This window comes from Pantoea sp. Ae19-2, assembly GCF_059801205.1.
On sequence record NZ_JBCHWE010000001.1, the window covers coordinates 803726 to 827128 of the forward strand.

Below are 23403 nucleotides of genomic sequence, written 5' to 3' on the forward strand. Positions count from 1 at the left end.
TAAAGACACGCTAAACAGGAAAGGGTTACGGATGGTGGATCAAACTGCTGGTGGCGAAATCGAATGGGTCGATATCGTAAGCGAAGAGAATGAAGTCGTTGCACAGGCCACGCGTGCGCAGATGCGCGCGCAATGCTTACGTCACCGCGCGACCTATATCGTGGTTCATGACGGTATGGGGAAAATACTGGTTCAGCGCCGTACTGAAATCAAAGATTTTATGCCAGGCAAACTGGATGCGACGGCTGGCGGCGTAGTGCAGAGTGGCGAAGACATGCTTGAATCGGCGCGGCGTGAAGCCGAAGAGGAGCTGGGCATTGCGGATGTGCCTTTTGCAGAACATGGCAAATTCTATTTTGAAGATGAGCATTGCCGCGTCTGGGGGGGATTATTCAGCTGTGTGTCGCACGGCCCTTTTGCTATGCAGGAAGAAGAAGTGGATGAAATTTTCTGGATGACCCCGGATGAAATCACCGCCCGCTGTGATGAGTTTACCGATGATTCACTCAAAGCCTTATCTCTGTGGCTGAGCCGCAACAACGAAAACAGTCACTGATACCTTCTGTTAGCTTTGCGGGCGGTCGTGGCCGTTCGCAAAGCGGGCACGCGGCGTTGATCGCCGCCTCATTCGCCTGATGATCAACTTCCCGCCTTTAGTGGAACGCCATTTGCGCTCAACGTCATGGCGCGTGCCGTAGAACATGCGGCACAGCATGCTGGCCCGTTTCAACAAACTGTGGTGGTACCGCCCGTTCAGCCCCTGACGTGATTTTGCCCATGACCAGGCTGACAGGGGCTGGGTGCGCACTGTCCAGATCAGACAACCGCCCACACGTTAACCCTGTGGGCGGTTTAACAACCTGAACCGGTTTGCTGACTGTTATCTAAACCGGCTGTGGCTGGCGCATCTTTTCCCCGCGCCGCCGCAGGACTTCCATGACGATCAGTAACAGGAGCGAAGCCGCAATCATGATTGTGGCGGCGGCCGCGATAGTGGGATCGAGGTTTTCACGAATACCGGCAAACATTTGAATCGGCAGCGTCCGCTGCGTTGGGCTGGCAAGAAACAGCGTCACGACAACTTCATCAAATGAGGTGGCAAACGCGAACAGTGCCCCGGAAAAAACGCCCGGTGCAATCAGCGGCAGGGTGACTTTTCGAAACGCCAGCAGCGGAGAGGCACCGAGGCTGGCAGCGGCCCGCGTCAGGTTGGTGTCGTAGCTTTTTCAGTACGGCGACCACCGTGATCACCACAAAAGGAACGCCCAACAGGGCATGGGCTAACACCAGGCCGAGGTAGCTGTTCAGCAGTGACAGTTTGGCAAAGAAGAAAAACATGCCAACGGCGATGATCACGACGGGCGCCACCATGGGAGAGATAATGATTGCCATCACCAGACCTTTGCCGCGAAACTCGCCGCGCACCAGGCCCATGGCGGCCAGCACGCCCAGTACGCTAGCCAGTAGCGTGGCTAGCGGCGCAACCAGCAGGCTGTTCATTAACGCACCTATCCACTCCTTCGAGTGAAAAAAGGCCTCGTACCAGCGCAGCGAAAAGCCACTTAGCGGATAGCTCAGAAACGAACTTTCGTTAAACGACAGCGGCACAATGACCAGAACAGGCACAATCAAAAACAGCAGTGCCGCTGCGCCGTAAAAATTAAACAGGTAACGCCAGACCCGCAGCAACGTCGAACCTTGTTGTTTCATCATTTGCTCCTTAACGTACTGCCGCCTCGGATGACGTCCGGGTGACACGTGAATACACCACATACAGCAACGTCACGATAATCAGCAACTGGCTCCCCAGGGCGGCGGCCATGCCCCAGTTCATGGTGCTGTTGGTAAAAAAGGCGACAAAGTAGCTGACCATTTGATCGTCCGGCCCGCCCAACAGCGCTGGCGTAACGTAATAGCCAATCGCCATCATGAACACCAGCAGCGCGCCTGCGGTAATCCCGGCATAGGTCTGCGGGACATAGACGCGCCAGAAGGCCACAAAGGGATGGGCACCCAGCGACACGGCCGCTCGGACATAGCTGGGAGAAATCCCTTTCATGACGGCATACAAGGGCAGCACGATGAAGGGCAGCAGGATATGCGTCATAGAGATGTACACGCCGACCCGGTTGAACACCAGCGTGAGCGGACTGTCGATGAGCCCTGTCGCCATCAGCGTCCGGTTAATTAATCCTCCTGACTGCAGCAGGACAATCCAGCTGGCGGTACGCACGATCAATGAGGTCCAGAAGGGCAACAGCACCATAATCATTAGCAGGTTGGCGCGGTTGGACGGCTGCTTCGCCAGCCAGTAGGCCAGCGGATAGCCCAGGCCCACGCACAGCAAGGTGACCACGGTCGCCATCCACAGCGTACGTAGCAGAACGTTCACATAAAGCGCCTGATCGGGGGACTGCGCGACGATGTCGCCGGTCTTTGCATCAACCTTGTGGTCAAACACTGACAGCAGGTAATAGCTGGTATAGGGTTTGGCTACGCGCTTGAGGGTTTGCCAGGTAGACAGCTCGCCCCACAGGGGCTGCTTATCAATGAGGGTGGCTTTGACGTTAACCCCATCCTCGGGGGCCTGGCGGGGCACGGCCAGGATCAGGCGACGAAACGCATTGTCTTCATAACTCAATCGCTTCGCAATGCCAGAGATCTGGCCCTGCTCGCGCGCCGCGCTGACTTCCTTCGCCAGCGTGGCAAACAGGCTTTCATCCGGCAGCGCCTTGCCGTTCCATTTAGCCAGGGCCTGGCTGGTTTGCGGAAGTGCGTCGTGAAGCTCAGGGTTATTGACGCTCATACTGAGGATAGAGCCGATGGGGAACAAAAAGCACACCACGACGAAAATCAGTAACGGGGCAACTAAAAACAGGGAGCGTTGTGTTTTTAACCAACCTGCCCGGTTAAATTGCTGGCGCAGACTGAAAGCGCCTTCCGTACGTCTGACGGGCGCTGAATTCATCACGGGGTTTTGACTCATGCCGATCTCCTGAAAGGGGGCTGCCGGAGCGGGTCCGGCAGCGGGTTATTTCGAGGCCCAGGCGTTAAAGCGCTGTTCCAGCTCTTCGCCATGTTCCAGCCAGAATGTGGCGTTAACCTGAACGGCTTTGGCCATGTTTTCCGGCGCCGTTGGCAACTGAGCCAGACGATCGGCCGTCAGCAGTTTGCCTGCCTTGATATTGGCGGGGCCATAAGGAATATTTTCGGCATACACTTTTTGGTTCTCGGGCTGCAGCGAGAAAGCGATAAATTTCTCTGCCAGCGCTTTGTGCTTTGAGCCTTTCACAATCGCCCAGTTATCGAAGTCGTACAGGTTACCGTCCCAGACGATTTTGAAATTATGACCTTCTGCCTGAGCGGTGCCGATGCGGCCGTTATAGGCCGATGCCAGCGTCACGTCGCCTGAAACCAGCCACTGCAGGGGCTGCGCGCCCGATTCCCACCACTGAATATTCGGCTTTAGCTCATCCAGTTTCCTGAAGGCACGATCGACGCCCGCTGGGGTTGCCAGCACCTTGTAAACGTCTTCGCGCTTCACGCCGTCCGCCATCAGCGCGATTTCCAGCGTGTATTTCGCGCTCTTACGCAGGGCGCGTTTGCCGGGGAATTTTTTCACATCCCAAAAATCTGCCCAACTGGTGGGGGCGGTTTTGAGCTTGTTGCCATCGTAGGTCAGTACGGTAGACCAGACGAAGAAGCCCGCACCACATTCGCTCACGCTCCCCTTGGCAAAGTCGGCTTTGTTGCCTAACTTGCTCCAGTCCAGGGTTTCAAACAGCCCTTCTTCACAGCCCCGCTCCAGTTCCGGGGTTTCCAGTTCTACAACATCCCAGCCGACCTGTTGGGTTTCAACCATTGCGCGGATGCGTGCCATTTCGCCGTTATATTCACCGGCTTCAATGCTGTCCTTCCCCGAGGCCATGAAAGGCTTATAAAACGCTTTATCCTGTGCGTCCTTGTTGGTGCCCCCAAAGGACACCACCGTAAGATTTTCGGCCTGTGCCTGGATGGCCACCGCTGCCAGAACCAGTGCCGCTATGTTTTTCATCATCCCCGAACTCCTGAATTATTATGTTCAGGCAGATTCCTCTGCCCGGTGTTTGCATTGCAATCATGATGCCAGGGGCTGACCCGCAGCGGAACGTGCGGCGCGTCAGCCCGCGAAACCTAATACTTGCCCAGGATACGGTTCAGCAGATTCAGTGCCGTGCGGAACTGCGCGTCCGGAATGGTGAGAGGGTAGAGGAAACGAATAACGTTGCCGTGTACGCCGCAGGTGAGCAGCAGCAACCCTTCGTCCAGCGCCTCTTGCTGAATAGCTTTGGCGATGTCTGCGCTGGGTTGGCCTTCGCTGTTAGTGAATTCAGCCGCGATCATAGAACCGCGACCGCGCACCTCTGCCAGCGCACTACAGCCTGCGCCCTGCAGCGTTTCCGTCAGTTGCCCGCCTAACAGCAGGGCGCGCTCGCACAGGTTTTCATCGCGAATGACCTCCAGCACGGCCAGCGCAGCGGCAATGGCCGGTGGGCTTCCTGCATAGGTGCCACCCAGGCCGCCGGGCAGGGGCGCATCCATTACGTCAGCCCGCCCTGAAACCGCCGATAGCGGCATACCGCCCGCCAGGCTTTTTGCCATGGTGATCAGGTCTGGCTGCACGTCAGGATAGTATTCACTGGCAAACAGCTTGCCGGTGCGGGCAAAACCACTTTGGATTTCATCGGCGATCAGCAGAATGCCATGTTGATCGCACAGCGTGCGCAGGGCGGTCACAAACGCTGGCGGCGCGATATTGAAGCCGCCTTCACCCTGAATGGGTTCATAGATAATGGCCGCAACCTGTTGCGGGCTGATATCGCAGCGGAAAATGGTTTGTAAACTCTCCAGCGCATCATCGACGCTACAGCCATGCAGTGCATTCGGGTAGCGGGCGTGAAATACTGAGCTGGCAAAGGGGCCGAAACCGGTTTTGTAGGGGACCACTTTGCCCGTCAGCGACATCGTCATGTTGGTGCGGCCGTGAAAGGCCCCCGTAAAGGCGATGACGCCGGGACGGCCGGTTGCCGCGCGGGCAATTTTGACCGCGTTCTCAACGGCTTCTGCGCCGGTGGAGAAAAAAGTGGTCTTGGCGGGGCTGCTTACCGGCACCAGCGCATTCAGTTTTTCCGCCAGGGCAATATAATTTTCGTAAGGCACAACCTGAAACGCGGTGTGGGTAAAATGATCGAGCTGTTCTTTGATGGCGGCGATCACTTTGGGATGACGATGTCCGGTATTCAGCACGGCAATGCCTGCGCTGAAATCGATAATTTCACGGCCCTGGTGATCCCATAACGTAGCGTTTTCTGCTTTCATCGCATAGAAATCGCACATCACGCCCACGCCGCGCGGCGTAGCATTGAGACGACGGACCTGCACTTCACTGTTACTCATAACGCGACCTCATGGTGTTTGTTGCCATATTGTTACAGTGGAATCTGCCTCCTTGCTTTTTAGCGTTTTCAGGGTTTTATAATCCAGAGCCAGTTTTTTTTATTTTGAGGTACCAATTTTGCGAAGCTTACTCGGTGACCTGCTTGCACAACGTCTGGCCTCGCTTTCCGGCGGTACGCTGAATAAGCGATTGTATGATGTCTTGCAGGCAGCGATTCAGGACGGATCCATTGCCACCGCGACGCGACTGCCCGCCAGCCGCGACCTTGCTCGCGAACTTTCTGTCTCACGTAATACCGTGCTGGCAGTCTATGAACAGCTTCAGTCTGAGGGCTATGTACAAACCCGCACCGGAAGCGGCACCTTCGTCAGTACCGTGCTGCCGGAACAGGTGCCGGGTGAGCCGCTGATCAGGCCCGTCACGCCGCCGATGAAACCCGTCAGACTGTCGCGACGGGGTTCACGCCTGCTGGCGAGCAGCGGTGCCGGGAGCCATCAGTGGGGGGCATTTATGCCCGGTGTGCCGGACGTCAGCCATATGCCGCACGACATCTGGCGCAAAATTCAGCTCCGCCTGAGCCGACGGCTGCCGGTTGAAAACCTGAGCTATGCCAGCCACGGCGGCTGTGTTGAGTTACAACAGGCGCTGGCGGATTACCTGCGGGTGATCCGTTCGGTGAACTGCACCCCCGAACAGGTACTGATCACCGCCGGAACCCATCAGTCGCTGGATCTGCTGGCGAAAATGCTTTGCGATCCGGGAGACAGGGCCATCGTCGAAGAGCCGGGATACTGGGGGATCCGCAATGTGCTGGCGGTGAACGGCGTCACGCTGATCCCCACGCAGGTTGACGATCAGGGGCTGGTTTTGCCGCCCGAGCAGCCAGACAGCCCGGTGCCTCGCCTGATCTGTGTGACGCCTTCTCACCAGTATCCTCTCGGGGCGGTCATGAGCCTGCAGCGGCGCCATGAATTACTGGAGCGCGCAAAAAGCAGCGGCAGTTGGGTGGTGGAAGATGACTACGATGGCGAGTTCCGCTTTACCGGAAGTCCCATTCCTGCGCTACAGGGCCTGGCGGCGGATGCCCCAGTGATTTATCTGGGCACCTTCAGTAAAACCTTGTATCCCGGCATCCGGCTCAGCTACATGGTGGTGCCTAAATCCCTGGCGGCACGGATGAAAATGGCGCACTCCGAGCTGTATCGCGGCGGCTACGGGTTAGTACAACTCACGCTGGCGGAGTTTATTCGGGAAGGGCACTATGCGGCCCACGTACGACGCATGCGGCAGATTTACAGCCGCCGCCGTGCTGCGCTGGTGGAGGTGATTAGCACATCGCTGGGCGCCGACTGGATAGTGCATCACAGCAATGCGGGGTTGCATCTGGTTCTCAGGCTGCCGGACAGCATTGACGATGTGGCCTTTAGCGCAGAGCTGGAACAGTGCGGTGTATTAACACGTCCCCTGTCGTCCTATTATCTTCGGGGCACGCCGCAGCGCGGATTGCTGCTGGGTTATGCCTGTGTTGACGAAGCCGCCATTCCCGCCGCGTTCGCGCCTATCCTGACCCGGTTGCAACATCACCTGCAGGTGGCGTCTGTCTCGCCCTGATGCACCATCAGTGCGCATCCCTGGTATTGCCTGATTCTGTGATAACTGTCACGTTAATTTAATGTTAAATTTAAAAAGACAATAAAATACAATGGCCTGCAAAGTAAATTTGTAAGCCATTTCTTTTTAGATTGTCAAATTCTGCTTGTGCAAATCAAATGCGTTGTGGTAGTGCTAAAAAAAGGCCCGACAGGATTCGCACGTCAAAAGGATGATGCATGAATCGTGCCGAAACCCTTTTTCATCCTGTTTACGAGATTACGCCATGAGAAATTTTGTCAGTTTTCGGAATATCAAAAAGAGCTACGACGGCGACAAGCTGGTGGTGCGCAACCTCAATCTGGATGTGGCAGAAGGCGAGTTTTTGACCCTGTTAGGGCCGTCAGGCTCCGGGAAAACGACCAGCCTCATGATGCTGGCAGGATTTGAAACGCCCACCGATGGCGAGATACTGCTTCGTGATAAACCTTTGCACACGTTGCCGCCGCATCAGCGTGATATCGGTATGGTATTCCAGAACTACGCGCTTTTTCCCCACATGACGGTGGCCGAAAATCTGGCGTTTCCTTTGTCGATTCGTCGTTTGAGCAAGGCCGATATTGCCCAGCGAGTTAAGCGGGTGCTGGATATGATTAAACTCACTTCGCTGGCAGACCGTTATCCCGCACAGATGTCTGGCGGCCAGCAGCAGCGGGTGGCCCTGGCGCGGGCGCTGGTATTTGAACCTAAACTGATCCTGATGGACGAGCCGCTGGGGGCGCTGGATAAACAGCTGCGTGAACACATGCAGATGGAAATTAAGCAGCTGCATAACATTCTCGGGCTGACCATTGTTTACGTGACTCACGATCAGAGCGAAGCTATGACCATGTCTGACCGGGTGGCGGTCTTTAACGACGGCATGATTCAGCAAATGGACAGCCCGAATAAGCTTTATGAACAGCCCGACAACGCCTTCGTGGCGCAGTTTATTGGCGAGAATAACAGCCTGCTGGCAACCCAGTCAGGGCAGCAGGGTGATTACTATCAGGTGACGCTGGATAACGGTATCCAGCTGGATGCGCTGAAGGTGCGGCCCAGTTCTCCGGGCAAGAAAATACAGCTCAGTATCCGCCCTGAACGCATCAACGTAAATGCAGCTAAACCGGGCGATCAGTCGGTCCAGGCCCAAATCCAGCAGTTTATCTATCTGGGTGACCACGTGAGAATGCTGACGGAAGTTGCTGGTCAGGGAAACTTTATGGTGAAAATGGCCTCATCGGAGGTTTCACCCGGCTGGACGGCGGGCAGTGAAGTGACCTTGTCCTGGCAACCTCAGCACCTGCGCGCGCTCGACGTTACGCTGCAATAGGCATAAAAAAAGAGCATGCAGTCTGCATGCTCTTGTTCAACGGGAAGGGATTAACCTTCAGCCTGCTGCGACTGAATCGCCGTCAGGGCAATGGTGTAGACGATATCGTCTACCAGTGCGCCGCGTGACAGGTCGTTGACCGGCTTACGCATGCCCTGCAGCATTGGCCCGATTGAAATCAGGTCAGCGGAACGCTGCACCGCTTTGTAGGTGGTGTTACCGGTATTGAGATCCGGGAAAATAAAGACCGTTGCGCGTCCGGCAACCTGCGAGTTGGGCGCCTTGGATTTTGCCACGTCTTCCATAATCGCCGCGTCGTACTGCAACGGCCCATCAATCACCAGATCCGGGCGTTTTTCCTGCGCAAGACGCGTGGCTTCACGCACTTTCTCCACGTCGCTACCGGCACCTGAATTACCGGTTGAGTAGGAAATCATGGCGACGCGTGGATCGATGCCGAAGGCTTTCGCTGAATCGGCAGACTGAATGGCAATTTCTGCCAGCTGTTCAGCCGTTGGATCGGGGTTGATCGCGCAGTCGCCGTAGACCAGCACCTGCTCTGGCAGCAGCATAAAGAACACGGATGACACCAGTGAGCTGTTGGGCGCGGTTTTGATCAGCTGTAACGGCGGACGAATGGTGTTGGCCGTTGTATGTACCGCGCCCGAGACCAACCCGTCAACTTCCCCGCTTTCCAGCATCATGGTGCCCAGCACCACGTTATCTTCCAGCTGTTCCTGCGCAACCACCTCGGTCATTCCTTTGCTTTTGCGCAGCTCGACCAGACGCGGAACATAGTTCTGACGCACCACTTCAGGATCGACTATCTCAATGCCTTTACCCAGCTCAACGCCCTGGGCTGCCGCAACGCGCTGGATTTCATCCGGATTGCCCAGCAGGACACAGGTCGCAATGCCGCGGTCGGCACAGATTGCTGCGGCTTTAACGGTACGGGGTTCATCCCCTTCCGGCAGAACAATGCGCTTGCCAGCCTTGCGAGCCAGTTCGGTTAACTGATAGCGGAAAGCCGGCGGCGACAGGCGGCGACTGCGCTCAGACGTGGCGGTCAGCGACTCGATCCAGTCCGCGTTAATGTAACTTGCGACGTATTCCTGGACTTTTTCAATGCGCTGCGTGTCATCAACCGGTACTTCGAGGTTAAAGCTTTGCAGGCTGAGCGAGGTCTGCCAGGTATTGGTTTTGACCATGAAGACCGGCAGGCCAGTCTGGAAGGCGCGATCGCACAGTTTGGCGATGCGCTCGTCAATTTCATAGTTACCGGTTAAAAGAATGGCACCGATCTCAATACCGTTCATCGCGGCCAGACAGGCGGCAACCAGCACGTCAGGGCGGTCAGCCGAGGTGACCAGCAGCGAGCCCGGGCGGAAATGCTCAAGCATATGCGGGATGCTGCGTGCGCAGAAGGTCACTGATTTGACACGGCGGGTCTGAATTTCACCTTCGTTAATAATCCGGGCGTTCAGGTGGCGGCACATATCAATGGCGCGGGTCGCAATCAGGTCGAAGCTCCACGGCACACAACCCAAAATGGGCAAGGGACTGTTGGCAAACAGCTGGTCAGGATTGATATTCGCGATGCTGGCCTTCGATGAGTCATCGAAAATTTCAGACAGGTCAGGGCGCGTACGGCCCTGCTCATCAACGGGCGCGTTCAGCTTGTTGATGATCACACCGGTGATGCTTTTATTCTTCGAACCGCCAAAGCTGCTTTGTGTCAGTTCAATACGCTCTTTGAGCTGTGCGGGAGAATCGTTACCCAGCGCGGTCACGAAGACGATTTCAGCGTTTAACGTTTTGGCGATTTCATAGTTCAGCGCGCTGGCAAACTGGTGCTTACGCGTAGGCACCAGGCCTTCAACCAGAACCACTTCAGCATCCTGCGCATTGGCGTGGTAGCGGGCAATAATTTCTTCCATCAGCACGTCTTGCTGATTAGAACCCAGCAGCGATTCCACACGGGACATCGGCAGCGGCTCTGCGGCCGGGATGCCTGAACTCTTGCGCACAATGCTGGTGGTCTGGTCAGGTGCATTGCCGCCCGCACGCGGTTGTGCAATGGGTTTGAAAACGCTCAGTCGAACGCCTTTACGTTCCATGGCGCGAATAACGCCAAGGCTAACGCTGGTCAGACCGACGCTGGTGCCGGTCGGAATGAGCATAATTGTACGTGACACGATTGAACCTCTCAGATTTCACTGGGTGTCAAAACAACGCCGTCAGCCGGAGCTGACGACGAAATGAGATCAGGCGGTAAGGCGAGCGGCATCTCGGGCAATCACTAACTCTTCGTTAGTGGGGATCACCACTGCCGGGCGAGTGCCTTCTTTGTTGATAAAACCTGACTTGCCAAAGCGAGCCGCCAGGTTGCGCTCGTGGTCAATGTCAAAGCCCAGCAGCGCCAGCTTGTCCAGGGTCAGCTCACGCACCATCGCCGCATTTTCACCGATACCGCCGGTGAAGACCACGCCATCGAGACGACCGTCCATCAGCGCGGTATAGCTGCCAATGTATTTGGCCAGACGGTGGCAGAAGACATCCATTGCGCGTTTAGCATCTTCTTTGGTGGCGTAGTTGTCTTCAACATAACGGCAGTCGCTGGTGACTTCGGTCAGCCCTAACAGCCCCGACTCTTTGGTCAGCATCTTGTTAATGGCATCGACGCTCATGCCCAGCGTGTCGTGCAGGAAGAAGATAATGGCCGGATCGATATCGCCGCTGCGGGTCCCCATGACCAGGCCTTCCAGCGGGGTCAGGCCCATAGACGTATCCACACACTCACCGTTACGGATAGCAGAAACAGACCCGCCGTTACCGAGATGACAGGTAATGATGTTCAGCGTTTCTAGCGGCTTATTCAGCATTTTTGCCGCTTCGTGGGTGACATAGTAGTGGCTGGTACCGTGCGCACCGTAGCGGCGCACGCCGTGCTCTTTATACAGGGCATACGGCAGCGCATAAAGGTAGGACTCTTCCGGCATTGTCTGATGGAAAGCCGTGTCAAAAACCGCCACATTCTTGTCAGATAAGTGCGGGAAGTTTTTCATGGCTTCATCAATGCCAATCAGGCCCGCTGGGTTATGCAGTGGTGCAAAAGATGATGCATCTTTGATACCCTGCACAACAGACTGAGAAATGACCACTGACTGCGTAAGTTTTTCGCCGCCGTGAACAATACGGTGACCTATTGCAGCGATTTGTGCTGAAAGCTCTGGTTTTTGTGCCAGAATTGTTTTAACAATGAAATTCAGCGCTTCGCTGTGGGCTGCGCCAGCACCTAAAGGTGCTTCCTGCTTCTGACCATCAAGTTTCCATTTGATCCGTGCTTCGGGCAGGTGGAAGCATTCAGCCAGACCCGAGAGGAATTCTTCACCGCTGGTGGGATTAAGAATGGCAAACTTGAGAGAAGAGCTGCCGCAATTCAGAACCAGTACTAACTTACTCGACATGGAAGTACCTATTTGTTAAAAGTGGCTAAAAATAACGCAATCAGACTTACAGCGTAGCCCATCGACGCAGCCAGATTAATGACAGAAGTCATACCCAGGTCAAAATAGTGCGTTTTATGCAAAAAAAAATTGAGTCTTTACGCATAAATTTGAAATTTCGCTTAAAACGGGCCTTGTCGTCTCTGTTACAAGGGAAGTTGCGGCAGTGACGCTGTTAAAACGGCGTCAGAATAGCCGGAGTCACCTTTAAAGACAAAAATATTTGAAGGATGTTACGTAAAGTTGTGTGGTTATAATTATTTTTCAAAAAATACAGTATTAGTTGAGGCGAGCCATGGCGAATGAATCTCACACCGGCTGGTTCCGGATGTTTCAACGCGGACAGCATTATATGAAGACCTGGCCCAACGATAAACGCCTGGCACCGGTCTTTCCTGAGAACCGGGTATCGACGGCTACGCGCTTTGCGATTCGCTTTATGCCGCCGCTGGCGGTCTTTACGCTCACATGGCAGATCGCGATGGGTGGGCAATTGGGCCCGGCAGTAGCAACGGCTCTCTTTGCCTGTAGTTTGCCTATGCAGGGATTATGGTGGCTGGGTAAGCGATCCGTCACCCCATTGCCGCCCACGCTGCTGCGCTGGTTCCATGAAGTGCGCACGAAGCTGGAAGCCGCAGGTCAGGCGATCGCACCGGTTGAAGGCAAACCAACTTACCAGGCACTGGCCGATCTGCTTAAGCGCGCCTTTAAACAGTTGGACCGCACCTTTCTGGACGATCTTTAATCCGCACCGTGCAGAAATTATTGCACGCAAACCTGCGGTTAAATCAATGAAAAGCGATGTGGCTACGCCCGCATCGCTTCCCCTGTGTAATTATCTTTCCATCGTATAAAACCTGAACAGCCCGCGGGCTGGAGGACAAGATGATGGAAATGACCCACGCGCAACGTTTGATCCTGACTAACCAGTACAAAATCATGGCAATGCTGGAACCGGAGAGCGCCGAACGTTTTCGTCGCTACCAGACTATCATTGAGCGTGGCTATGGCCTGCAAATGCGGGAGCTGGACAAAGAGTTTGGCAAGCTTCCCGAAGAGACCTGCCGGACGCTTATCGACATTATGGAAATGCACCACGCGCTGCAGGTCTCCTGGGCTAATCTCAAGACCCAAGGCGATATCGACCCACGACGTCTGGCATTTCTGGGGTTTGATGCCGCCACGGAATCCCGCTATCTCGGTTATGTGCGGTTTATGGTGAACATCGAAGGGCGCTATACCCATTTTGATGCGGGAACGCATGGCTTTAATGCGCAAACGCCGATGTGGGAAAAGTATCAACGTATGCTGGCTTTGTGGCAGACTTGTCCTCGCCAATACCATTTAAGCGTAAACGAGATTGCGCAAATCATTAACGCCTGATGAGGAGTGACGCGTGGAGTACAGTGGTTTTTTATTTGATTTAGATGGCACCTTAGTGGATTCGCTACCCGCGGTTGAACGCGCCTGGAGCAACTGGGGTGCACGTCATGGCATTGCGGCTGATGAGATTCTGGACTTCATTCACGGAAAGCAGGCGATTACTTCACTGCGCCACTTTATGGCGGGCCAGTCAGAAGCCGCAATCCAGGCCGAGTTTCTGGCGCTGGAAAAAACGGAAGCAGAAGACACGGACGGCGTGCGGGCGCTGCCAGGCGCAAAAGCGTTGCTCACGCAGCTGAATGCGTTGCAAATCCCCTGGGCGATTGTCACCTCCGGCTCCGTTCCGGTGGCGCATGCGCGTCACAAAGCAGCAGGTTTACCTCAGCCTGCCGTGTTTATTACGGCCGAACAGGTGGCGAAGGGCAAGCCAGAACCCGATCCTTACTTACTGGGTGCAGAAAGGTTAAAGCTGTCGCCAGCCGACTGCGTAGTGGTAGAAGATGCGCCGGCCGGCGTGATCGCCGGGTTAGCTGCGGGCTGTGCCGTGATCGCCGCGAATGCGCCTGATGATACGCCACGCATTGACGAAGTGGCGCTGCGCCTGACTTCACTGGAATCGCTGGTGGTCACCAAACGATCGACGGGCAAGTTTGCGTTTCACCATCAAGGCTAGGTAAAAGGGCGGCGTGAAGCCGCCATTGTCAGAGCGGCGTGTCCTGCGAGATTTCGTCCAGAGACAGGCTAAAGCTGGGAATGAAGACCTCCACGAAATAGCTCATTTCGGGCGAACGACGCTGATTCAGGGTTTTTTCCAGCCGCGCTTTTGCTAACAAAAACTCATTATTGCCGGCCGACAGCTCTTCCAGGCATTTTACGTAGGCACAGATCGCATCGGCTTGTTTCACGACGGCTTTTTCTTCCTCACTGTGCAGATGCTCATCAATCAGCGGACGGTAAACATCCTGCAACTCGTCCGGCAGCATCTCAATCAACTTCTGCTGCGCGATTTTCTCAATCTTTTTGTATTCGTGGGCGATCTGCGCGTTGTAGTACTTCACCGGCGTGGGTAAGTCTCCGGTCAGCACTTCACTGGCGTCGTGATACAGCGCCATCATGGCGATGCGCTCGGCATTAAGGTTGCCGTTAAACTTCTTATTTTTAATGATGGCCAGCGCGTGGGCAACCATCGCGACCTGCAAACTGTGTTCAGAGACGTTCTCGGTGCGCACGTTGCGCATCAGCGGCCAGCGGTTGATGAGTTTGAGACGGGAAAGATGGGCGAAGAAATGGCTCTGAGTCATGGTAATTCCTGTTTGCGACAGGGGAGAGGCGTGCTCTCCCCGAAATCACATCAGTATAGGCGCATCCGGACTACTGGCGGTAGCCTTGCAGAAAACGGCCAAACTTATTGATCGCCATTTCCAGATCGTCGACGCGCGGCAGCGTCACGATGCGCAGATGATCGGGCCACGGCCAGTTAAACGCCGTTCCCTGAACCAGTAGCACTTTCTCCTGTAGCAGGAAATCCAGCACCATTTTCTGATCGTCGTGGATATTGAATTTTTTGGCATCAATACGCGGGAACATATAAAGTGCGCCCTGCGGCTTCACACAGCTCACGCCGGGAATATCGTTGATCAGTTCCCATGCGCGCTGACGCTGTTCATAGAGCCGCCCGCCAGGCACAATAAACTCACTAATGCTCTGATAGCCGCCCAACGCAGTCTGAATGGCATGCTGCGCGGGGACGTTGGCACACAGACGCATGGATGCCAGCATCTCCAGCCCTTCGATATAACCTTTAGCATGCTTTTTGGGGCCGTTTAGCACCATCCAGCCCTGGCGGAAACCCGCTACGCGATAGGTTTTAGACAGGCCGTTAAAGGTTACGGTCAGCAAGTCCGGCGCCAGTGCAGCAATAGAGTGATGCTGTGCGTCGTCGTACAGAATTTTATCGTAGATCTCGTCAGCGAAAATAATCAGGTTATGCTGGCGGGCAATCTCAACGACTTCCATCAACAGTGCTTTGCTGTAAACCGCACCGGTTGGATTATTGGGATTGATAATCACGATGCCGCGCGTGCGTGGCGTAATTTTACTGCGGATATCATCCAGATCCGGGAACCAGCCTGCGGACTCATCACACAGGTAGTGCACGGCTTTGCCGCTTGAGAGCGACACGGCCGCGGTCCACAGCGGGTAGTCAGGTGCCGGCACCAGCATTTCATCACCGCTGTTCAGCAGCGCCTGCATGGCCTGGACGATGAGTTCAGAAACACCGTTGCCGATATAGATGTCTTCCACCGTGACGTCGCGCATGTCACGCGCCTGGTAGTGCTGCATGATGGCTTTACGAGCAGAATACAATCCTTTGGAGTCACAGTATCCCTGTGCGCTGGGAAGGTTACGGATGACATCAACCAGAATCTCGTCCGGCGCTTCGAAGCCAAAGGGGGCCGGATTGCCGATGTTCAACTTAAGAACTTTATTACCTTCTTCTTCGAGGCGTTTAGCCTCTTTTAAAACCGGTCCACGAATGTCGTAACAGACATTGTCCAGTTTGCCGGATTTATCAATTTGAAAAGTCATTGTGGCCGCCTTAATGTGCAGAATCCTTGTGCCTGCCGCTGAAAACAAACCTGCACAATGTACTCTCCTCAGGCCGACAAAAGAAGGGCAGGGCGCGGTTTTGGCGTGTTCAGCATCTTTGTCTCCAGCCAGACGATGGAATGCGTATTGGTTATCAAGCAGGCCGGTTGTAACGTTTGTTTTTTTGAGTTTTATTAGTTTATTATGCTGCGATTAAAAATTGAGCGCTGGGTAATGTCTGCTTTTATTTTGCCGATAATGAACCTGAAGGCCGTAAAACAATCTGAGAATCTGTGATGCGTCATGAGTGAAATAGTTTAATTATGCTTTATTGATGCATAAAATTTGCACGCAAAAAGCGGCCTCAACTCAGAGTAACCTGAAAAAAAACGATGGTGCATAATGTTAACTATCTTATATCAAAGGTTTTTTATAAGATTTTCAGGGCCGGGAGAGACAACCGGGAGCATCATCAATGCATGTTTCATCGCTGAAAAGTCGTATTTCCTGTTTTCAGGCAGGTTACGTCCGCTCAGGACATTCTCGAAGGGATGTAAGATGCTATTTGATCAAAATATGCAATGCTTTTCACAAAAACATTTCCATTTTGCGGTCAAAAATGATTAAGTATAATTTACTATTTGATGAGATTAAACGCTGCGTACCGTTAGCGTATTACAGACCCGTTTACCCCTGCCTGAGGGCACTTTGGGGGTAGGAAAAGACAACTACACAGCTTCCCGCATTTTTGCATCCAGTGCCTTCGGTACAGAAGTTGTCTCTGTCTTCAGGACCCGGTTTCCCTGTTTTGCAGGGAAGTACCGTCTTCCTCCGTAAGTAAATTTTATGTCGGCCCTTTGCCGGGACGCCATGAAGCATCATTACCGCTTATCGCTTTGATAAGCTTGTAATAACACCAGGATAGTAGTTCTTAAAAATCTAATAAGTGAAGAAAAAACATGACTAATGCAAATCGTCCGATACTCAATCTCGATCTCGATCTGCTCCGGACTTTTGTTGCTGTAGCTGACCTGAACACCTTTGCAGCCGCTGCTGCTGCGGTGTGCAGAACGCAATCGGCAGTGAGTCAGCAGATGCAACGTCTGGAACAACTGGTCGGTAAAGAGTTGTTTGCCAGACATGGCCGCAACAAGTTGTTAACTGAACACGGCATTCAGCTTCTGGGCTATGCCAGGAAAATCCTGCGTTTTAACGATGAAGCCTGTACTTCACTGATGTACAGCAACATCCAGGGTGTACTGACGATTGGCGCTTCTGACGATACCTCAGATACCATTCTGCCGTTCCTGTTAAACCGCGTGACCTCTGTCTATCCAAAACTGGCGATTGATGTTCGCGTGAAACGCAATCCGTTCATGATGGAAATGCTGAATCAGGGCGAAGTTGACTTAGTCGTCACGACGTCAAGCCCGGGTAACTTTACCCATCAGGTTCTGCGTACCTCTCCGACCCTGTGGTATTGCGCGGCGGATTATGTGTTCCAGCGTGGAGAAGCTATTCCACTGGTACTGCTTGATGAACCCAGTCCGTATCGTGATATGGCGATTGATCATCTCAACGAAGCCGGTATCCCGTGGCGTATCTCTTACGTTGCATCAACCCTGGCGGCCGTTCGTGCGGCAGTCAAAGCAGGATTGGGTGTAACGGCGCGTCCGGTAGAAATGATGAGCCCGGAACTGCGCGTGATGGGCGCAGCAGAAGGCTTGCCGGTTTTACCGGATACACAGTATCTGCTGTGCCGTAATGCCGACAGCGACAACGAGCTGGCGCTGGCCATCTTTAATGCTATGCAGTCCACGCACGATCCGTACAACATGGTGGCCAACGCTGACGGCACGCTGTTGCTGGATGACGAAGAGTAACATTTTCACGCTGTCGCAAAAAAAACGTCATTCACCGGTAAGATAATGGCTGTAAACAGGCCTCTTGTTCTGTAAAAAGAACAGGAGGCTTTTTTTTGACCTTTTTCCTGCGAAATAAAAACCCGCACGGAGACGCTGAGTTTATCGCCTGCCCGCAAGCATTTCAGGGCGATGTAAATGGCGGGCGAGAGGCAAAATGTAAAATATTTGATTCGAATCAGTCTGATAACTGCTGAAATTTAACACAAAAAAGATAATTCTGTGTTCTGGATCAACAAAATAGCCATTCCCAAGGGAAGGAAAACCCCCGAAATCCTGTCAAAATATGAGGGTTAATTGCACGATCCATGCGCGCAAATACCCGCTACACTAAAATTACCCTTACAGACTGAAGCGATTTAGCTGGAAACACGCGCATCATATGTTAATAATATGATGCAGGTGTAAAATAAAGTTTGGATACTTTTGTCAAAGTTGACAAAAGGTTATAGAAAGGAGTAAAAAACCCCATAAAATTGCTGCTTATTGCAGAGTAACAGCAAAATTTGTAAGGTTTTTATCCTTCCCTTTGAATCGATGTGGTGAGTTTGCTGCCAGAACCCGAGCAGGATGCCCGCGCCACTTTTGATGAGTAAGCAATGAGTATGTCAACTACCACCGAAATCATCGCTCAGCATTGGGCATTCGTCGTATTTATCGTCATCGCTTTTGGCCTCTGTGCGTTCATGTTAACCGGAGGCTGGCTGCTTGGCGGCAGAGCGCGTGCCCGTTACAAAGACACACCTTTTGAGTCCGGCATTGAATCCGTCGGTGACACTCACCTCCGCTTATCAGCAAAATTCTACCTGGTAGCGATGTTCTTCGTTATCTTCGACGTAGAAGCTCTCTTTTTATACGCATGGGCGACCTCTATTCGTGAAAGCGGCTGGGTCGGCTTTGTGGAAGCCGCAATTTTCATTTTGGTGCTCCTGGCGGGCCTGGTTTATCTGGTGCGCATTGGCGCGTTGGACTGGACGCCTGCACGCCGGCGAATCGTGGTTAAAACGCCCACGGTAAGTCACACCAATCCTCATAAGCAGTAAAAGAGAGGCAATAAGATGGACTATACGCTCACCCGCATAGACCCAAACGGTGGTGAGAACGACCGTTACCCTCTGCAAAAGCAGGAAATCGTCAGCGATCCGCTGGAGCAGCACGTTCATCGCAGCGTCTACATGGGCAAGCTCGAACACGCCCTGCACGACATGGTGAACTGGGGACGTAAAAACTCCCTGTGGCCTTACAACTTTGGTCTTTCATGCTGCTACGTTGAGATGACCACCTCCTTCACCGCCGTGCACGACGTCGCGCGTTTCGGTGCAGAGGTTATGCGTGCATCGCCACGTCAGGCCGACTTCATGGTCATTGCCGGTACGCCGTTTACCAAAATGGCCCCGGTGATTCAGCGTTTGTACGATCAGATGCTGGAGCCGAAATGGGTGATTTCCATGGGTGCCTGTGCCAACTCAGGCGGCATGTACGATATCTATTCTGTCGTGCAGGGCGTTGATAAGTTTCTGCCGGTTGACGTGTATATCCCGGGTTGCCCGCCGCGCCCTGAAGCTTACATGCAGGCACTGCTGCTGCTGCAGGAATCCATTGGCAAAGAGCGCCGTCCCCTTTCGTGGGTGGTCGGAGACCAGGGCGTTTACCGTGCCAATATGCAGTCTGAGCGTGAACGTAAGCGTGGCGAACGTATTGCAGTAACCAACCTGCGTACACCAGACGAAGTTTAAGTTAACCGTATGGATGGAATCAGTGCCTGCAGCAGACAACACCACAAATTAATGCATGGCACCATCCTGACGCCTTCATTTGAGCGCCTGTTATCAGGCCGGAATGGTGAGTAACGTATGACAGATTTGACCACGCAAGATCTCGCTCAGCCGCTATGGCAAACCCGGGATCACCTGGATGACCCGGTGATCGGCGAGCTGCGTAATCGTTTTGGGCCGGATGCCTTTACCGTTCAGGCGACCCGCACCGGTATTCCGGTTGTTTGGGTAAAGCGTGAACAGCTGCTGGAAATCATTACATTCCTGCGAAAACTTCCTAAGCCGTACGTCATGCTGTATGACCTGCATGGCATGGACGAACGCTTACGTACCCACCGCGCCGGTTTACCTGCCGCGGATTTTTCCGTTTTCTACCACCTACTCTCGATTGAACGCAATCGCGACATCATGCTCAAGGTGGCTTTATCTGAAAACGATATGCATGTGCCGACCATCACCAATATTTTCGCCAATGCCAACTGGTATGAGCGCGAAACCTGGGAGATGTTTGGTATCACCTTTGATGGTCACCCGCATCTGACGCGCATTATGATGCCGCAGACCTGGGAAGGGCATCCGCTGCGCAAGGACTATCCTGCGCGTGCGACCGAATTCGATCCTTTCACGCTGACGAAGCAGAAAGAAGATCTGGAAATGGAAGCGCTGACGTTCAAGCCGGAAGACTGGGGCATGAAACGCAGCACCGCCAACGAAGATTTCATGTTCCTCAACCTCGGTCCAAACCACCCGTCAGCGCACGGTGCTTTCCGCATCATTTTGCAGCTGGATGGGGAAGAGATCGTCGATTGCGTCCCGGATATTGGTTATCACCACCGTGGCGCAGAGAAAATGGGCGAACGTCAGTCCTGGCACAGCTACATTCCTTACACCGACCGTATTGAGTACCTTGGTGGCTGCGTTAACGAAATGCCTTACGTACTGGCCGTTGAGAAACTGGCTGGTATCGTGGTGCCTGACCGCGTGAATGTTATTCGCGTCATGCTCTCTGAGCTGTTCCGCATCAACAGTCACCTGCTGTACATCTCGACCTTTATTCAGGACGTTGGCGCAATGACGCCGGTGTTCTTTGCCTTTACCGACCGTCAGAAAATTTATGATGTGGTTGAGGCGATTACCGGTTTCCGTATGCACCCGGCCTGGTTCCGTATTGGCGGTGTGGCACACGACCTGCCGAAAGGCTGGGAGCGCCTGCTGCGTGACTTCCTGGACTGGATGCCGAAGCGCCTGAAAGAGTATGACAAAGCGGCGCTGCGCAACACCGTTCTGATGGGCCGTTCGCAAGGTGTGGCAGCCTACAATATGGAAGAAGCGCTCGCCTGGGGCACCACAGGTGCAGCCCTGCGCGCCACCGGTCTCGATTTTGACGTGCGTAAATGGCGTCCCTATTCAGGCTATGAAAACTTCGACTTCGAAGTGCCCGTGGGTGCAGGTATCAGCGATGCCTACACGCGCGTACAGCTGAAAATGGAAGAGATGTGGCAGTCGCTGCGTATTCTGGAACAGTGCCTGAACAACATGCCGGAAGGGCCGTTTAAAGCCGATCATCCGCTGACAACCCCGCCGCCAAAAGAGCGCACGCTGCAGCACATTGAAACCCTGATCACTCACTTCCTGCAGGTGTCATGGGGCCCGGTTATGCCGGCCAATGAATCCTTCCAGATGATTGAGGCGACCAAAGGGATTAACAGTTACTACCTGACCAGTGATGGCAGCACGATGAGTTATCGCACACGTGTGCGTACGCCGAGCTTCCCGCACCTGCAGCAGATTCCTTCGGTAATCCGTGGCAGCCTGGTATCCGATTTAATCGTGTACCTCGGTAGTATCGACTTTGTTATGTCAGACGTGGACCGCTAATTATGCACGATCAACACATTGCTATTAAAACGATCGACCCTAACGAGGTCTTCGTGCTGAGTGCGGAAGAGCACCATGCGATTGAGCACGAAAAACACCATTACGAAGATGCACGCGCGGCGTCAATTGAAGCGCTGAAAATCGTACAGAAACAACGTGGCTGGGTTCCAGACGGCGCGATTCATGCGATTGCCGACGTTCTGGGCATTCCCGCCAGTGACGTAGAAGGTGTGGCAACGTTCTACAGCCAGATTTTCCGCCAGCCGGTTGGCCGCCACGTGATCCGCTACTGCGACAGCGTGGTCTGTCACATTACCGGTTTTCAGGGCATTCAGGCTGCGCTGGAAGAAAACCTCAATATCAAGCCCGGCCAGACCACGACCGACGGCCGCTTTACGTTGCTGCCGACTTGCTGTTTGGGTAACTGCGATAAAGGCCCAACCATGATGGTGGATGAAGATACGCACGTTCATCTGACGCCGGAAGGCATCGCCTCTTTGCTGGAGCAGTATCAATGACAATTAAACAGATCATTCGTACTGCCGAAACCCATCCACTGACGTGGCGCATGCGCGACGATCAGCAGCCGGTATGGCTGGATGAGTACCGCAGCAAAAACGGCTACGCCGGTGCGGAAAAAGCACTGAAGGGCATGGCACCCGACGAGATCGTGGCGCTGGTGAAAGATTCCGGCCTGAAGGGACGCGGTGGTGCAGGCTTCTCTACCGGTTTGAAGTGGAGCCTGATGCCGAAAGACGAATCCATGAACATCCGTTACCTGCTGTGTAACGCCGATGAAATGGAGCCGGGCACCTATAAAGACCGCCTGTTGATGGAGCAGATGCCGCATCAGTTGGTTGAAGGCATGCTGATCAGTGCGTTTGCCCTGAAAGCCTACCGTGGCTACATCTTCCTGCGTGGCGAATACATTGAAGCGGCGGTGCATCTGCGCCGTGCCATCGCTGAAGCGACCGAAGCCGGGTTACTGGGTAAAAATATCCTGGGCTCAGGGTTCGATTTCGAACTCATCGTCCACACCGGCGCAGGCCGCTATATTTGCGGTGAAGAAACCGCACTGATTAACTCACTGGAAGGACGCCGTGCTAACCCACGTTCTAAGCCGCCTTTCCCGGCGAGCGCGGGCGTTTGGGGTAAGCCGACCTGCGTGAACAACGTTGAAACGCTGTCAAACGTGCCGGCTATTTTGGCAAACGGCGTTGAGTGGTATCAGGGCCTGTCTAAGAGCGACGATGCGGGTACCAAGCTGATGGGCTTCTCGGGTCGGGTGAAAAACCCTGGCGTCTGGGAACTGCCGTTCGGTATCACGGCCCGTGAAATCCTGGAAGACTATGCCGGCGGCATGCGCGATGGTCTGCGCTTTAAAGCGTGGCAGCCGGGCGGGGCGGGAACGGACTTCCTGACGGAACAGCATCTGGATCTGCCGATGGAGTTCGCCAGCATCGGTAAAGCGGGCAGCCGTCTGGGTACGGCGCTGGCCATGGCCGTGGACCATGAAATCAATATGGTTTCACTGGTGCGCAATCTTGAAGAGTTCTTTGCCCGTGAATCCTGCGGCTGGTGTACGCCATGCCGCGATGGTTTGCCGTGGAGCGTGAAGATCCTGCGCGCGCTGGAGCAGAAAAAAGGCCAGCCGGGGGATATCGAAACCCTGGAGCAGCTTTGCCGCCAGCTCGGCCCGGGCAAGACGTTCTGCGCCCACGCACCCGGTGCAGTCGAACCGCTGCAAAGCGCCATTAAATATTTCCGTGAAGAGTTTGAAGCCGGTATCGCGCCGCAGGTGTTTGGTAATACCCGATCGATCGGTGGTATTCAGCCAAACCTGCTGAAAGCGCGCTGGTAATTCGCCGTTATCCACGGGAGCTGGCCCTGTGCCGCCGTTCCTGCTGCAGTGTGCAGGAACAAGAATTTGATTAACGCTCGTCTATGACGA

General features: G+C 54.2%; 19 protein-coding genes and 1 pseudogene. 12 read left to right on the plus strand and 8 right to left on the minus strand.

The genetic code is table 11. The annotated features are described in order from the left end of the window. Positions 1-31: 31 nt before the first annotated feature. Positions 32-556, plus strand: a complete 525-nt coding sequence (gene yfcD / locus AAIE03_RS03900; protein ID WP_014594178.1) for an NUDIX hydrolase YfcD — start codon at positions 32-34, stop codon at positions 554-556. A 328-nt stretch (positions 557-884) separates the two neighbouring features. Here the strand turns inward: yfcD and AAIE03_RS03905 are convergent. The 4 genes and pseudogenes from AAIE03_RS03905 to AAIE03_RS03920 all read right to left on the minus strand — a co-directional run bounded on the left by AAIE03_RS03905 (position 885) and on the right by AAIE03_RS03920 (position 5436). Further along, a pseudogene (locus tag AAIE03_RS03905) lies at positions 885-1710 on the minus strand (ABC transporter permease). Between the two features lie 10 nt (positions 1711-1720). Next, complete coding sequence (locus AAIE03_RS03910) at positions 1721-2986, minus strand: ABC transporter permease (protein WP_014605374.1); 1266 nt, start codon at positions 2984-2986, stop codon at positions 1721-1723. Between the two features lie 45 nt (positions 2987-3031). Continuing rightward, entirely contained in the window at positions 3032-4057 is a 1026-nt protein-coding gene (locus tag AAIE03_RS03915; protein WP_105082791.1) for an ABC transporter substrate-binding protein, read from the minus strand. Positions 4058-4173: 116 nt separating this feature from the next. Continuing rightward, on the minus strand, positions 4174-5436 hold the full coding sequence (locus AAIE03_RS03920) for a 4-aminobutyrate--2-oxoglutarate transaminase (RefSeq protein WP_498562799.1): 1263 nt from the start codon (positions 5434-5436) through the stop codon (positions 4174-4176). Between the two features lie 118 nt (positions 5437-5554). Here AAIE03_RS03920 and pdxR point away from each other — a divergent pair, with 118 nt between their 5' ends. After that, complete coding sequence (gene pdxR / locus AAIE03_RS03925) at positions 5555-7048, plus strand: MocR-like pyridoxine biosynthesis transcription factor PdxR (protein WP_029569024.1); 1494 nt, start codon at positions 5555-5557, stop codon at positions 7046-7048. Between the two features lie 265 nt (positions 7049-7313). After that, positions 7314-8399: an ABC transporter ATP-binding protein gene (locus AAIE03_RS03930; RefSeq protein WP_498562800.1), complete on the plus strand. Its 1086-nt coding sequence runs from the start codon at positions 7314-7316 to the stop codon at positions 8397-8399. Between the two features lie 50 nt (positions 8400-8449). Here AAIE03_RS03930 and pta read toward each other — a convergent pair whose 3' ends face one another. After that, the gene (gene pta / locus AAIE03_RS03935) at positions 8450-10579 is read right to left on the minus strand and encodes a phosphate acetyltransferase (protein WP_014594171.1); all 2130 of its coding nucleotides are present in this window, start codon (positions 10577-10579) and stop codon (positions 8450-8452) included. A gap of 84 nt (positions 10580-10663) precedes the next feature. Then, positions 10664-11866, minus strand: coding sequence for an acetate kinase (gene ackA / locus AAIE03_RS03940; protein WP_014594170.1), 1203 nt, complete (start codon positions 11864-11866; stop codon positions 10664-10666). Between the two features lie 334 nt (positions 11867-12200). Between ackA and yfbV the strand changes: the two genes are divergently transcribed. The 3 genes from yfbV to AAIE03_RS03955 all read left to right on the plus strand — a co-directional run bounded on the left by yfbV (position 12201) and on the right by AAIE03_RS03955 (position 13961). Beyond that, positions 12201-12650 carry a terminus macrodomain insulation protein YfbV gene (yfbV, locus tag AAIE03_RS03945; RefSeq protein ID WP_014605378.1) on the plus strand — a complete coding sequence of 150 codons (450 nt, stop codon included), beginning with the start codon at positions 12201-12203 and terminating at the stop codon, positions 12648-12650. Positions 12651-12793: 143 nt separating this feature from the next. Further along, positions 12794-13288: a YfbU family protein gene (locus tag AAIE03_RS03950; RefSeq protein WP_026021018.1), complete on the plus strand. Its 495-nt coding sequence runs from the start codon at positions 12794-12796 to the stop codon at positions 13286-13288. A 13-nt stretch (positions 13289-13301) separates the two neighbouring features. Further along, complete coding sequence (locus AAIE03_RS03955; RefSeq protein ID WP_013026518.1) at positions 13302-13961, plus strand: sugar phosphatase; 660 nt, start codon at positions 13302-13304, stop codon at positions 13959-13961. Between the two features lie 28 nt (positions 13962-13989). Here the strand turns inward: AAIE03_RS03955 and yfbR are convergent, their stop codons facing one another. Further along, positions 13990-14589, minus strand: coding sequence for a 5'-deoxynucleotidase (gene yfbR / locus AAIE03_RS03960; protein WP_013026517.1), 600 nt, complete (start codon positions 14587-14589; stop codon positions 13990-13992). Between the two features lie 70 nt (positions 14590-14659). After that, positions 14660-15877, minus strand: a complete 1218-nt coding sequence (locus tag AAIE03_RS03965) for a pyridoxal phosphate-dependent aminotransferase (RefSeq protein ID WP_014594167.1) — start codon at positions 15875-15877, stop codon at positions 14660-14662. Between the two features lie 959 nt (positions 15878-16836). Between AAIE03_RS03965 and lrhA the strand changes: the two genes are divergently transcribed. The 6 genes from lrhA (at position 16837) to nuoF (ending at position 23313) form a co-directional block, all read left to right on the plus strand. Continuing rightward, positions 16837-17760, plus strand: a complete 924-nt coding sequence (gene lrhA / locus AAIE03_RS03970; protein WP_013026515.1) for a transcriptional regulator LrhA — start codon at positions 16837-16839, stop codon at positions 17758-17760. A gap of 638 nt (positions 17761-18398) precedes the next feature. After that, positions 18399-18842 carry an NADH-quinone oxidoreductase subunit A gene (locus AAIE03_RS03975; protein WP_013026514.1) on the plus strand — a complete coding sequence of 148 codons (444 nt, stop codon included), beginning with the start codon at positions 18399-18401 and terminating at the stop codon, positions 18840-18842. A gap of 15 nt (positions 18843-18857) precedes the next feature. Further along, on the plus strand, positions 18858-19535 hold the full coding sequence (locus AAIE03_RS03980; RefSeq protein WP_006120026.1) for a NuoB/complex I 20 kDa subunit family protein: 678 nt from the start codon (positions 18858-18860) through the stop codon (positions 19533-19535). Positions 19536-19652: 117 nt separating this feature from the next. Beyond that, the gene (gene nuoC, locus AAIE03_RS03985; RefSeq protein ID WP_013026513.1) at positions 19653-21452 is read left to right on the plus strand and encodes an NADH-quinone oxidoreductase subunit C/D; all 1800 of its coding nucleotides are present in this window, start codon (positions 19653-19655) and stop codon (positions 21450-21452) included. A 2-nt stretch (positions 21453-21454) separates the two neighbouring features. Next, positions 21455-21970 (plus strand): NADH-quinone oxidoreductase subunit NuoE, encoded by a 516-nt coding sequence (gene nuoE / locus AAIE03_RS03990; RefSeq protein ID WP_013026512.1) that lies wholly within the window; start codon positions 21455-21457, stop codon positions 21968-21970. 2 nt (positions 21971-21972) lie between these two features. After that, the gene (gene nuoF / locus AAIE03_RS03995; protein ID WP_026021016.1) at positions 21973-23313 is read left to right on the plus strand and encodes an NADH-quinone oxidoreductase subunit NuoF; all 1341 of its coding nucleotides are present in this window, start codon (positions 21973-21975) and stop codon (positions 23311-23313) included. Positions 23314-23403 lie beyond the last annotated feature (90 nt).